Source organism: Campylobacter sp. CNRCH_2016_3089, from assembly GCF_025772505.1.
Lineage (GTDB): Bacteria > Campylobacterota > Campylobacteria > Campylobacterales > Campylobacteraceae > Campylobacter_D > Campylobacter_D lari_D.
Map to the genome: position 1 here is coordinate 1 of NZ_JAKMSF010000019.1, position 13,805 is coordinate 13,805.

At 29.0% G+C, this 13,805-nt stretch carries 12 protein-coding genes, 1 tRNA gene and 1 pseudogene; 2 read left to right on the forward strand and 12 right to left on the reverse strand.

Annotated features, from left to right (window positions below; genetic code table 11):
* The 12 genes and pseudogenes from L8W69_RS08755 to L8W69_RS08810 all read right to left on the reverse strand — a co-directional run.
* Positions 1-436, reverse strand: a pseudogene (locus L8W69_RS08755) (N-acetylmuramoyl-L-alanine amidase); the annotation flags it as partial.
* Positions 429-1,526, reverse strand: coding sequence for a nitronate monooxygenase (locus L8W69_RS08760; protein ID WP_263666946.1), 1,098 nt, complete (start codon positions 1,524-1,526; stop codon positions 429-431). The gene L8W69_RS08760 and the pseudogene L8W69_RS08755, both read right to left, overlap by 8 nt.
* On the reverse strand, positions 1,526-2,728 hold the full coding sequence (tyrS, locus tag L8W69_RS08765; RefSeq protein WP_263661284.1) for a tyrosine--tRNA ligase: 1,203 nt from the start codon (positions 2,726-2,728) through the stop codon (positions 1,526-1,528). Before tyrS ends, L8W69_RS08760 begins: the two co-directional genes overlap by 1 nt.
* A 13-nt stretch (positions 2,729-2,741) precedes the next feature.
* Positions 2,742-4,931 (reverse strand): RelA/SpoT family protein, encoded by a 2,190-nt coding sequence (locus L8W69_RS08770; protein WP_133319249.1) that lies wholly within the window; start codon positions 4,929-4,931, stop codon positions 2,742-2,744.
* The gene (locus L8W69_RS08775; protein WP_133319250.1) at positions 4,915-5,133 is read right to left on the reverse strand and encodes a DNA-directed RNA polymerase subunit omega; all 219 of its coding nucleotides are present in this window, start codon (positions 5,131-5,133) and stop codon (positions 4,915-4,917) included. Before L8W69_RS08775 ends, L8W69_RS08770 begins: the two co-directional genes overlap by 17 nt.
* 9 nt (positions 5,134-5,142) lie before the next feature.
* Entirely contained in the window at positions 5,143-5,868 is a 726-nt protein-coding gene (gene pyrH, locus L8W69_RS08780; protein ID WP_133319251.1) for a UMP kinase, read from the reverse strand.
* 55 nt (positions 5,869-5,923) lie between these two features.
* Positions 5,924-7,099, reverse strand: a complete 1,176-nt coding sequence (locus L8W69_RS08785; RefSeq protein WP_133319252.1) for a murein hydrolase activator EnvC family protein — start codon at positions 7,097-7,099, stop codon at positions 5,924-5,926.
* Positions 7,096-7,902 carry an ABC transporter permease gene (locus L8W69_RS08790; protein WP_263659928.1) on the reverse strand — a complete coding sequence of 269 codons (807 nt, stop codon included), beginning with the start codon at positions 7,900-7,902 and terminating at the stop codon, positions 7,096-7,098. Before L8W69_RS08790 ends, L8W69_RS08785 begins: the two co-directional genes overlap by 4 nt.
* Complete coding sequence (locus L8W69_RS08795) at positions 7,889-8,545, reverse strand: cell division ATP-binding protein FtsE (protein WP_039625813.1); 657 nt, start codon at positions 8,543-8,545, stop codon at positions 7,889-7,891. The genes L8W69_RS08790 and L8W69_RS08795 overlap by 14 nt, the downstream gene beginning before the upstream one ends.
* A gap of 46 nt (positions 8,546-8,591) precedes the next feature.
* On the reverse strand, positions 8,592-9,782 hold the full coding sequence (trmB, locus tag L8W69_RS08800; protein ID WP_263660620.1) for a tRNA (guanosine(46)-N7)-methyltransferase TrmB: 1,191 nt from the start codon (positions 9,780-9,782) through the stop codon (positions 8,592-8,594).
* Complete coding sequence (locus tag L8W69_RS08805) at positions 9,782-10,990, reverse strand: ferrous iron transporter A (RefSeq protein ID WP_220566341.1); 1,209 nt, start codon at positions 10,988-10,990, stop codon at positions 9,782-9,784. Before L8W69_RS08805 ends, trmB begins: the two co-directional genes overlap by 1 nt.
* Complete coding sequence (locus L8W69_RS08810) at positions 10,944-11,906, reverse strand: RluA family pseudouridine synthase (RefSeq protein ID WP_220566342.1); 963 nt, start codon at positions 11,904-11,906, stop codon at positions 10,944-10,946. The genes L8W69_RS08805 and L8W69_RS08810 overlap by 47 nt, the downstream gene beginning before the upstream one ends.
* A 73-nt stretch (positions 11,907-11,979) precedes the next feature.
* Here L8W69_RS08810 and L8W69_RS08815 point away from each other — a divergent pair, with 73 nt between their 5' ends.
* Together L8W69_RS08815 and L8W69_RS08820 are read left to right on the forward strand one after the other, a co-directional pair.
* Positions 11,980-13,089, forward strand: coding sequence for an FtsW/RodA/SpoVE family cell cycle protein (locus L8W69_RS08815; protein ID WP_087700555.1), 1,110 nt, complete (start codon positions 11,980-11,982; stop codon positions 13,087-13,089).
* A 52-nt stretch (positions 13,090-13,141) separates the two neighbouring features.
* Positions 13,142-13,218 (forward strand) — tRNA-Ile (locus tag L8W69_RS08820).
* Positions 13,219-13,805: the final 587 nt, after the last annotated feature.

Below are 13,805 nucleotides of genomic sequence, written 5' to 3' on the forward strand. Positions count from 1 at the left end.
TATCTTCTTTTTTATCTTCTTTTTTATCTTCTTTTTTATCTTCTTTTTTATCTTCTTTTTTATTAGTAAAAGCCGTAGTATTAGTTTCGTTTTTTACTAGCTCTTTTTTTATTTTTTGATCTTGTATAACTTTTAAAGCATTTTTTAAACGCGAAATTTCTTCTTCATTTACTCCGCTTTCTTTAAGCTCTTGCACATAAGCTTTATCATCAAAACCTAAAAAATTTGAACTAATGATTAATCTTTTTAAAATCTCATTTTTTTCTTCATTATTATCATTAATTACGCTTTGTATATATAAAGATTTTAGTTGTTGATGTAATTGCAATTTTTCTTCTGCATTAGAGGTTAAAAAGTTTTGATCAAATTTTTTAACCTCTACATTAGCAAAAACACCAATATAAAATAATAAAAAAATAAAAAATATTCTAAGCATCTTCACCATAAACTAATTTTTTCACTAGTTCTTCTACGCTAATAAGTTTATCTAATCTATATCCATTAGCTCCTGTAAAAAATAAACCTGTTTCTTTTTTGCCACTCCAAGCATCGTATAATCTATCCGCTATACAATAACCTACTTTAGTAGCTTCCTTGCCTCTACCACATGGTGCAACGCAGTTGCTCACACAAGAAATTTTTGGCCCCATTCTTTTATCTACTAAATTTAAAAGATTAGTTCTTACTCCTCTTGCAGGATAACCAACCGGGGATTTTAAAAGCTCAATATCTTCTTTTTTACAATCAAGTAATACTTGTTTAAAATCATCACTCGCATCACACTCAAAAGTTCCTATAAAACGAGTTCCCATTTGAACGCCACTTGCTCCTAAAGACATCATCTTTTCTATATCTTGCTTATCCCAAATTCCACCTGCAGCAATCAGCGGTATGTCGCCCCAATTTTTAATTTCTTGCGCAACTTGTGGCACCACATTTTCTAATTGATATTCATCCATTAAACATTGCTCATAAGTAAAACCCTGATGTCCGCCGCTTTTTGGTCCTTCAACTATAACTGCATCAGGTAAGCGATTGTATCTACTTTGCCATCTTTTACAAATAATTTTTAAAGCCTTAGCTGATGATACAATAGGTACCAAAGCAACATCAGGATAATCTTGTGTAAATTCAGGTAAATTTGTAGGAAGTCCTGCTCCTGAAACTATCACATTAAAACCAACCTCACAAGCATTACGAGCAATTTGCGCATAATTATTACTTGCATATAAAATATTACAGCCCAAAGGTGCGTCTTTGCAAACCTTTCTAGCATTATCTATCAAAGCTTTTAAGCCTGCTTTTGAGTAAAAATTATCACTACCATAAGGTTTTGCATTAAGTTCTTTATCTATATGTGTTCTATTTTCATAATACCCAGTTCCCACTGAAGAAATAATCCCTAAACCACCATTTAAAGAAACTGCAGAAGCAAGCTTATCCCAACTTATACCAAGCCCCATTCCACCTTGAAAAATAGGATATTTTATCTCATGCTTTCCAATTTTTAAAGCTTTAAAACTCATTATATTACCTTTAATTTTGCAAATTTTCTTTTTCCAACTTGTATAATATATTCTCCACTTTCTAGTTGGTATTGTTCATTTTGAACTTTTTCTCCATTAATACTTACTGCATTAGAACTAATCAATCTTCTAGCAGCCGAAGTAGAGCTTTCCATTTTACATTCCACTATAGCTTTTGCAAGCCAAATACTACCTTCTAAAGTAAAACTTGGCATATCACTAGGAAGCTCTTTTGCACTATGAACTTTGTCAAATTCTTCCTTGGCTTTTAAAGCACATTCATTTGAGTGAAAACGAGCTGTTATTTCTAAAGCTAAATTTTCCTTAGCTTTTTTAGGATGTAATGAGCCATTTTTAATATCATCTTTTATTTGCGAAATTTCATTTAAGCTTTTTTCACTTAAAAGCTCATAATATCTAAACATCAACTCATCACTTATGCTCAAAACCTTAGCATACATATCTTTAGCATTTTCTGTTACACCGATATAATTTCCTAAGCTTTTACTCATTTTATTTACACCATCAAGACCTTCAAGCAATGGCATCATCATCACCGCTTGTTCTTTTTGACAATTATATACTCTTTGAAGCTGTCTACCCATTAAAAGATTAAATTTTTGATCCGTTCCACCCATTTCTATATCACTTTTTAATGCAACGCTATCATAACCTTGTAAAAGTGGATATAAAAACTCACAAATTGATATAGGACTTTGCTCTTTAAAACGCTTAGTAAAATCATCTCTTTCAAGCATTCTAGCAACACTAAAAGTCGAAGTAAGTTCTACTATACCAGCAGCACCAAGCTCATTTAGCCATTTAGAATTAAAATGAATTTGAGTTTTACTTGGATCTAAAATCTTAAAAACTTGCTCTTCATAAGTTTTAGCATTTTTAAGCACTTCTTCTTTATCAAGTTTTTTTCTTGTGACACTTTTTCCTGTTGGATCGCCTATTTGAGCAGTAAAATCACCTATTAAAAATTGCACTATAGCTCCATGCTTTTGAAGTAAAGCCATCTTGCTTAAAACTACAGTATGACCCAAATGCAAATCAGCGGCCGTAGGATCAAAACCAGCTTTTACAAAAAAGTTTTCGCCTTTTTCATAATAATTTTTTACCAAAGAAATCAATCTTTCCTCATCAATAATTTCTGCTATTCCTCTTTTAATTTCTTTAATAATTTCTTCAATATTCATTATAAAACCTTTTTTAGTGATTATTATATGCATCATTTAAAGATGTAAAATCTAAAATCTTATACCTAGCTTTTAATCTTTCTTTTGCATTTTCAACATCTATATTATTAGGTAATTCAACTTGCACTTCAAAATAATTTGCCACCACAGGCTCTGAATCGGCTGAATTAATACTTAAAACATTAATCTGCATTTTAGCCAAAGTAGTTAGAAAATCCGCTAAAGAGCCTTTTTTATTTTCTATAGAAACAATGATTTTGTAACTTTTTATCGAGCTATCATTCCAAGAAACAAAAACCATTTCTTTGTTATCTTCTATCATCTTCATTGCTTGTTCGCAAAGTTTATGGTGTATTGTAGCACTAGTTGAATGTCTAAAAGCGATGATTTCATCTCCTCTTTTAGGTCTACAACAATAATCAAAATTAATCGTAGTTATTTTATAATTAGAACCAATCACTATGCTTTCAAATTTTTGTTCATTTTGTTCAAATTTAGCTGCTTGATTTTGTCCTACATATTTTCTAAGAGCTATAATTACCTCTTTAAAATAATTAAAATCTAAAGCAATTTGTCTGAGCTTTTTATTAAATTTTTCTTTTTCAAGCCATTCTTCTATAAGTTTAGAATCTTTATTAAATGCCGTAGATAAAAGATTAATGGCAATTTTATTGTTTAATTCTTTTTTCTTTTGCTTACAAAAATCTCTTATACTAGCTCTAGCTTTTCCTGTTTTAACACTATCTATCCAAGAGCATCTAAAAAATTCTTCTTCTGAAGTTTCAATACTAACTATATCTCCATTTTTAAGCACAGTTAAAAGCGGGACTCTCATACGATTCACAAAGGCGGTTTTTGCATGAAGTCCTACTTTAGTATGAACCTCATATGCAAAATCCAAAGCCGTAGCTCCACGCGGTAAGGTAAAAATTTCACCTTTAGGAGAATATACTGCTATATCCTCAATATATAAACTATCCTTTGCATATTCATAAAGCTCAATAGCATCACAATCTTGTATATTATTTCCTTCTTCTTTACCATGCATAGAAATATCTTCAAGCCAATCTAAATTTGGTGTTGCAATATTTCCTTCTTTATATTTCCAATGTGCTGCAACGCCAAATTCAGCAGTTTTATGCATATCAAAGGTGCGAATTTGAGCCTCTATGATATTTTTTGCATCAAAAAGTGTTGTATGTAAGGTTTGATAACCATTTTGTTTTGGCAAGGCTATATAGTCTTTAAATCTTGAAATCAAAGGATTAAAATGCGTATGTAAAATTCCCAAAGCCAAATAACAATCATAAACTTTTTCAACCAAAATTCTTACACCCAAAAGGTCTAAAACTTCATCAAGCCCCACACCTTTTCTTTGCATCTTTAAATAAATAGAATAATTATGTTTAATTCTTTTATGTATAACAAAACTACCTTGTCTAAACCCATTTTCCAAAAATAACATTTCTATTTTTGAAATAAATTCATTAAATCCAAGTTGAATTTGTTGATCTTTTGCATTTATATAATTATCAATTTGTGCATATTCATCAGGAAGCAAAAATTTAAAACTTAAATCCTCAAGTAAATTCTTTATACTTGAAATTCCAAGTCTATGGGCTATAGGTGCATATACCACTAAGGTTTCTTCGCTAATTCTTTTTTGCTTATCTTCTCGTAAATAATTTAAAGTAAGCATATTGTGCAATCTATCACAAAGCTTTATTACAAGCACACTCACATCTTCAACACCCGCTAAAAGCATGTTTCTAAAAGTCAGAGCAGATTTTGCAAGTTTCTCATTGGAATTAGAATGAGTAAGATGATCTTCTCTAATACTAACTATTTTAGTTAAACCTTGAACTAATTTTGTTACTTCTTCGCCAAAATTTGCATTTAACTCTTCTTCATTACAATTTGTATCTTCTAATACATCATGTAATAATGCGGCTATAATCATAGATTGTATAGGACTTAAAAAAGCTACAAAAGAAGCTACTAATATAGGATGAACCGCATAAGGTTCTCCACTCTTTCTAAATTGTCCTTCGTGTTTTTGGATACAAAACTCCACTGCTTTTTCCAAAACAGCAGATTGTGGAAAAACCATAAAAAGAATTTCTTTTGCTCTTTGTAAATCCTTGCAATTTTTTACATCATCAACAAGTTTATCTAGCAATAACTCATCATTTACCAGCTTCAATAAATCCCTCTAATACGATTTTATCTTCTGCTATTTCATATAAAGCAATATCAGTATATTTATATTTATTTTTATCTAAATTTACTAAAGGCTCTGCGCCATTTGCAAGCTCTTCAGCTCTTTTAGCTACTACAAGAGCTAATTTATATCTATCATCTTTTAATTTTTTTAATGCCTTTGCAGCTATTTGTTCTACTCTCATTTTTTACCTTTAATCTTGATTTTTAACAATAGAGCATAAGCTCATATCGCCTTGGATAATTTTTAATAAATTTCCTTCTTTAAACATATTACATACCACAATAGGTAAAGCATTATCTTTAGCTAGGGCTATTGCCGTATCATCCATAACTTTTATATTATCATGTAAAGCTCTTTCATAACTTAACTCATTAAGCATAATAGCATCATCAAATTTTTTAGGATCTTTATTATAAATTCCATCTACCTTAGTTGCTTTAATGATCATATCTGCTTGAATTTCAACCGCTCTTAAAGTTGCAGCAGTATCTGTAGTAAAATAAGGATTGCCAGTACCACAAGCAAAAATAACTATGCGTCCTTTTTCTAAATGTCTATGTGCTCTTCTCATAATATATGTTTCGCAAAATGCTTCCATTTGGATAGCACTTTGAACCCTCACATCAAGTCCAGCACTTTCTAATGCTTCTTGCATAGCTATAGAATTAATTACAGTAGCAAGCATACCCATATGATCGCCACTTGTTCTTTTTATCAGTCCATCTCTTGCAGCAGATACCCCTCTAATGATATTACCACCACCTATTACAATACCTACTTCAACATTTTCATGAATCAAACTTTTTATCTCAGAAGCTATATATTTTAAAATAGAATTTTCTATACCAAATCCATTTTCTCCAGCCAAAGCTTCTCCAGAAAATTTAACCAATACTCTTTTTCTTTTATTGTTCATTAAATTTCTCCTTTGATTTAAAACTATATCAAAATTCGCATTAAAAAAAACTAATTTATTTAATCATTTCCAAAGGATTGATATGAAAATTCTTTTGGGTTACTTCAAAAGTTAAATCACTTTCAACCCTACCTATAATATAACCTTTCTTGATATTTCTACCTACTTTAACCCCAGGAGCAATTTTATCTAAATGTGCATAAATAGTATGTATACCATCTTTATTTTCAACAATCACAACTTGCTTTAAAGTTGGAGTTGCTTTTGCAAAGACTACTTTTCCATCTAAGACATTTCTTACCGCAGCATTAGCACTATCACTTTTTAAAACTACATTTTCATTATAGATCTTAATATTATAAATAGGATCTATATAATTTCCAAATTTTTGCTTTACTGTGTAAGATTCTAAAGGAGCTATTGTCTTAGGACCATTATATCGCTTAACACTGCTTGTTTGATAGCTTGAACCCACTTGTTTTATGTTTGAATTTGGCTTTTGATCATCCTTTTTTTGTGCTAATTTTTCTTCTTCTTTTTCTTTGATAATTTTTAATTTATTGAGTGTTTTTCTTAATTCTTGCTGTTGGGCTTGCAAATTAGAAAGTTTTCTAGTATAAATTTCTTTATCAGTTTTTTGTTTAGCTATTTCTTGCTCTTGTTTTTTTCTAAGATTTTTAAGCTCATCAATTTGATCTTTATAAACTTTTAAATTATTATTAATTGTAGTAATTTGTCTTTGCTTTTCTTCTATTTTTTTGCTCACATCTTCATAATCTTTTGAAATTTGATAAAATTCTTCTTTGAAAATTTTATCCAAAACCCCAACTAACTCCAAAGCAATAATACTATCTTCACTTTCAATATAATTTTTAGGGATTGCTAAATCATAAGCAAAATCTTTAGCAATTAAATCAATTATTTTTCCTTCGATCTTATTTTTATTTTGCAAAAGATCTTTATTTTGTGCATTAAGCTGCTCTAATGCTTTTATTTGAGTTTTTACAGATCCTTCAAGTTTAGAAGTTTTTGAAGTTAAGGTGCTAATTTCTGAAGCAATTTTTTTTAAATTTTTCTCATTATCTAAAATTTCACTAGCTAAATCTTCTAATTTTTTAGATAATTGCTTTACTATGCGTTCATTTTCTTTAATATCTTTTTGCTTTTGTGCAATTTCATTTGCAAATAAAACAGAAAAGGAAAATAAAAAAAGCAAAAAGCATTTTTTCATTTTCTAACCTTAAACATCACAAAATTCACACAAGCAAAACAAACACAAAGCATTGCTAAAAAAATCAAAAATAAATGCGTGAAAATACTTATTTTAGGTAAGCTAATGTCTACACTTTGTAAAGCTAGTTTAATGGATTCAAGATCATAAACTTGGGTAAAAAATAATACAAGCAATAAAAATGCTATAAAACAATCAATAAAAACTATCTTATAAAGCATAAAAGATCTAAACCAAAATGGGGCACCAAGCAAGCACATGATTTCCACTCTTTGAGTATGCTCGAAAAGCCAAATTTTCATTTGTTTAAGCAATAATACAAAACTAAGCAATATTATAATAAACAAGAAAAACCATAATAAAAATTTCACTAAAACTAAAAGTTTATAAATTTTTGTATGCGTTTTTGCAAAAGTCTCCACTCTAGTAATGTTAGGATTTTTTAAAAGTTTATCTTTTAAAATGTTTAACTCATCTTCTGACAAAAGCTTATTAAGCTTCAAAGTATAAAATTTTGGCAATGTAGCCTTTAAAACCTCTATGTTTTTAGCTGATATATCATTTTTAAGTCTATCTATCATTTCATTTGGATTTAAAATTTCTAAAGACTGAAAATGACTAACCTGCTCTTCTATGCTTTTTTTATCTAAGTGAGTTTTTCCTACTAAAATGATATTATAGTCTTTATTTAAAAGTTTTTCATAATATTCAATAGTTTTATTTGTGATAATCAAAAACTCAAAAGCAAACATCATCACCATTAAAGCAAATATCAAAGAAAGATGATTTTTAAAAGATTTCATTCATTCTCCCATTTTCTATATTAAAACGACGATAATCAAGTCTTAAATTAGTAGGAATTCTATGTGTGACAACTACCACGCAAGTTCCAAGTATTTCTCTAGCTGATTTTAATAAAGTCCATATAATATCTGAAGAATACTCATCTAAATTTCCCGTTGGCTCATCGCATAAGAGTAATTTTGGATTATGTGCTAGGGCTCTTGCCATAGCCACGCGTTGCTGCTCTCCACCTGAAAGTTGAGCTGGCTTTTTATCAGCTTTGAAAGTTAAATTTACATGCTTTAAAAGCTTTGCAGCTTGTTCTTTACATACATTTTTACTATAACCTTTAATCATCAAAGGTAACATTACATTTTTTTCTACACTAAATTCTTGAACCAAACGATAATCTTGAAAAATAATTCCTATTTTTTGCCTAAGCTGCAAAAGTTCAGCATTAGAAATATCCACTAAATCATTATTGCAAACCTTTAAATTTCCACTTATTGGCTCCAAATCCCCATAAAAAGATTTTAACAAAGTTGATTTTCCACTACCACTTTTTCCTGTGATAAAAACAAAATCATTATCTTTTAGCGAAAAACTAGCATTTTCTATAACAAGCTCATCATAACCAAGACAAAGCTTTTTGGCTTCTATCATCACTGCTTTTTCCTTATCATTTGTTTGATAATTATTTAAATCATTATTATTTAATATAAGAATACAATATTTCTCTTAATTTTTCTATAGCTTTTAAATTTTCTTTAGTTTTAAAAGGTTGCTCAAAGATAAATTCTATCTTTTGTAAGTTTAATACTATATAAACATGTTCAGGTTTATAAAAAGCACCAAAAGCTATTTTAATAACAAGTTCTTCATCTTTAATATACATTTTTTCAAAATGCAAGAAAAAATCTTCGCCTTTAAAAACTTCATTTTTAAAATTCTTTTTTATACAAGCTAATTCTTTTGTATTTAATTTTAAATCCTCAATAGCAAATTTTTGATTTTTATTCAAGCTTTTACTCTTGCTAAAACCACTAATGATTAAATCATATATATCTTTATTTTGTCTTTTCCAACGATCTTCATATTTACTTGAAATTTCTAAATTTTCATTTTTTTTGATTAAAGCTTTTAAATGTGAGAAAGTTAAAAAAGTCTCCAAAGTAAAATCAAAATACAAAAAACTATCCGTTCTAAGTTCAAATTGTCCATCTTCTTTTAAAACCCTAGCGCATTCATTTGCAAAATTTAACCCCACTACTCTACGGTGAGGCTTTTTATCCCAAGGAACAGGAAAATGCAAAAAGATTTTATCCACAAGATTAGATTCAAGTACGCTTAATAATAATCTTGCATCAGTTTCTATTAATAAAACATTGTTTAAATTTTCACTTAAAGCAAGTTTAGCTACTTGTTCTAATGCAGGAGTGTAAATTTCTATACCAATTATCAGTACATTAGGATTTTGCCTAGCTTGATAAAGCAAATGTCTACCGCTTCCAAAACCTATTTCAATATAAATTTGTTTTTTATTTTTTATTTGTTCTAAAATTTCTTTTAAATCATTAGCAATTAAAGGTGTTTTTTGGATTAACCTTGTGTGTTTTAGCGCCACAGCTTCACAAACTACATCTTGAGTAAAATTTTCTTTAAATACAAGTAAAGCCTTTTGCAAATACCCAATTTGCGAAGGCTTAGTATGTTTTTCACCCTTTATAAGCCATTCTTGACTTTTTTCATCTTTTTTAATTTGTAAAAAAAATTTTTCTTGGTTTATACGCGTAAAAAGCAAATCAACATTTTCACCTTTAGCAAGCCATAAGAATTCAACTCCATCTTTTTCAAAAGGAAGTTGAATTTCTTTTAAAATTTTACACTTAAAATTTGGCATTATTTTACTGCTGTAAATTTATCAGAAGCTTTTGATTCTATGCCATTTGCATCGATAGCAATAACTTCATAACTATATACTTTTCCAGGAGCTGCAGTAATATCTTTTAATTGTTTAGATTTAATCTCTTTAAACACAGCATTACTTCCACCACCACTTCTTTTAACTATGTATTCTTTAGCTCTATCATCATTATCAATCCACTCTACTCTAATACCATCATCTTCAACAGCACACAAAACAATACTTGGCGCTAATGGTGCTCCTAGGGTAATACCTTCCACAGGCTCACTTGCTATAGGACTTTCTAGGCCATCTTTATCGACCATACTAACTTTATAATATCTTTTTTCAGCCACACCTTTAACCACATCTTCATAAGTATTTTCAGAAGTTTTAGCTACCACACTAAAAGGTAAAAAAGTAGTTGAACTTGAATAAATTTTATAATAAGCAAAATCAGCATAATCAATTTTATCCCAAGTTAAAATAATTTTTCTTGGTGCGTCTTTACTTGCTTGTAAATTACTTACCATAGGAGGAAGGGCTTTGGTAGTTGATTCTACTATTTTACTTGGAGTGCTTTTAATACCATCATAAGTTAAAGCTATGATTCTATATTGAAAACTTTCATCAGGTTTTAGCGAATCATCTATATATTCAGCACTTAAGCGATTTTTGATTCTAGCTAATTCTTTAAATTTCATATCTTTCATATTTGCACGCTCAATGATGTATGAATTTACTCTTACATCAGGGTGTGGTCTCCAAACTATTTTTACACGATTTGGCAAACCAACAATAGCTTGCACAAAAGGCACTGGATCAATCACTCTATTTGTAAAAGCTTCTATACTTACACCATCTTGAGAAACTTGTCCAAGTTCATTAAAGGTTTTCATAGAATAATAATATCTTGTATTTGGTGCTAAATTTGTATCAGTATAGTGAGTTTGAAATTTATTTTTGATTTTTGCTATAAGCTCCATAGGTGCACCAGCTGCATTTGCTCTATAAATATAATAACCTGCTATATTTTGATCATACAAAGGTTCCCATTCAAACGCTATACTTGTAATATCACTTATACTTTTAATACTTGATATTTTTGGTAAAGTATCATTTACTTGAGCAATTTGCGGTGAACTTACGCTACAAGCACTAAAAGCTAAAGCAGAACTTAAGATAATCCAATGAAGTTTTTTCATCTATCTCTCCTTGTGTAAAATTTTCTTTTAAAATTTGATAAAAATCATCAAACATAGGAGCTTTTACAAACATCAACTCTTTAGTCCTAGGATGAATAAAATAAATCAAATACGCATGAAGCATTACTCTATTATACTTTATTTTTCCTTTATATCCGTATAATTGATCTCCTAAAATATATCGATTAAAATCTGCTAAATGCACCCTGATTTGATGAGTTCTTCCTGTGTATAACTTAGCAGCTATCAAAGAGCAATTTTTAGCGCTTAATAAATTTATAAAATCTGTTTTTGCATTTTTTGCTAAAGGATTTTTAGTATTTGTAGTAATTTTTTTAAGCCTATTGCTAGGACAACGCATAATAGCTTTTTCATTACTCATTTTATCATTTTTCAAAGGCAATTCACTCAAAGCAAGATAAAATCTACCCATGCTTTTATCCAAAAGCTGATTTGCTAAAAATTGATGTGCTTGATTGTTTTTAGCTATGATGATAGCTCCACTTGTGCCCTTATCAAGTCTATGCACAAGCCCTGCTCTATGTTCTCCATTTAAATTTGATAAAGCATAGCCCTTATGCAAAAGCCAATCCACCAAAGTCGCTTCTTTAACACTACTTGCACCATGCACGACAACATTAGGAGCTTTGTTTAAAACCAAAACATCATCATCTTCATATAAAATTTCTACATCAAACTCAGGCGTGTAGCTTTCTTTGGCTTCTTTTACTAAAGGTAAAAAAATACTTATTTCATCTTTTTGTTTTATTTTTTTAGAACTTTTATTTTCTATTTTTTCATTAATATATATGCAGTTTTCTTTGATTAGTTTAGCAACTTGCGAACGACTTTGCTTAAGTATATCTGATAAAAAAACATCCAATCTTTCTTCACAAAGTGATGAAATTTTTAGCATATTATATTTCCTTGTGATAAAATTTGCAATTTTAGCATATAATTATGTAATATTTTATAAAAAAAGGGTAGCTTTGATAAAACTCGATAGAAGAATTTTAACACATTTTGACTTTGTACAACCTCTTTTAGTGTTACCTATCATAGCTATATCTTTTCTTTTAATTTATGAGGCAAATACGCGCTTAGCTGAAAAACAATTTATCTATACTTTAGTGGGTTTTGCAGGATTTGCGTTTTTTTTCTTTTTACCCTTAAGAAGACTAATGTGGCTTATACCTGTGTTATATTGGATTAATATAGCTTTACTTTTAAGTGTGGATATTTTTGGTGTTGAAAAACTTGGAGCTAGAAGATGGCTTGAAATACCTTTTACGCATTTTACCATACAACCTTCTGAAATTTTTAAGCCCTCTTTTATTTTAATGTTAGCTTATTTGATTTATCAAAATCCTCCACCGCCTAATGGCTATGGCTTAAAACAATTTTTAAAGCTAAGTTTTTATATTTTGCTTCCATTTTTACTTATAGCAGGAGAACCTGATTTAGGAACAGCTTTAGTGCTTTTAATAGTAGGCTTTGGAACGCTTTTTATCATAGGGGTAAATTATAAAATTTGGCTTAGTATTTTTTTAGCTATAGCCATAGCCTCACCTATTATTTATAGTGATTTTTTAAAGCCTTATCAAAAACAAAGAATTCATGATTTCTTAGCTGAGGAGCCAAGTTACCATGTAAAACAATCCATCATCGCTATAGGAAGCGGTGGTTTGAGCGGAAAAAAAGCAGATGAAGCTACACAAACACATTTTAAATTTTTACCTATTTCTACGAGTGATTTTATCTTTGCATATTTGTCTGAAAGATTTGGTTTTATCGGTGCAGTTGTAATCATACTACTTTACACCTTACTCATTTTTCATTTATTGAGTTTAAATTATAAGCTCAAAGATGATTATTTTACAAGAGTAGTGACAAATTGCATTGCTTTATTTATTTTCATATATGTAGCGGTAAATATATCAATGACCATAGGTTTTGCCCCTGTTGTTGGTATACCTATGCCATTTTTTAGCCATGGGGGGAGTTCTTTTGCTACCTTTATGATTTTCTTTGGAATTTTACAAAATTTAATAACCTTTAGATATTTAGCAATAGAAAAAGCGGTAAAAATAAAATTCTAAATTTAAATTAAGGAAATAAAGATATAATAACATTTTTATTTTAACTTCTGGCGGATTTATAGCTCAGTTGGTTAGAGCAACCGGCTCATAACCGGTTGGTCGCAGGTTCGAGTCCTGCTAAATCCACCATTTATTTTTTACTCCCGAGTGTTTTTTTGGCAAATTATATTCAAAATATTAAAAAAGAGTTTTTATATTTTCAAAAATAGCTTTTTGTATATTATATAAACAACCATAATAATAATTTATTTTACACCTAAATTATATATTAGGTATAAATCTTTTTCATAGATAAAACTAATTATACTATGTGAGCTATTATCATACTTTATAATATTTTCTAAAGCTTTGAAAAATCACTAGGAATTTTGATAATCAAATTTTCATTTTTTAAGTTTAATTTCTTAAATGATAGGTTTTATTATCATAGTAAAAACTTTGGTTTAAAAATACTTTTTTAAAAAATATATAGTCTTTATAAAAAAGCTTCTTGGTAAATTTTATTTAAAATTTATATCCAGATTGATATAAACCTTTATATCAATCTATGTTATTGATTTAATATCATCATATAAAACTTCATCTTGTGAATTTGGATTTGTAAAACCTTGTTTTAAAAGCATATATCTATTAAACCTAGTTACATTACCCAAATTCTTTAAAACATCTCTCTTGTATTGCTTTTAAAATCTTGCTATTTTTTAAATCAATTACAA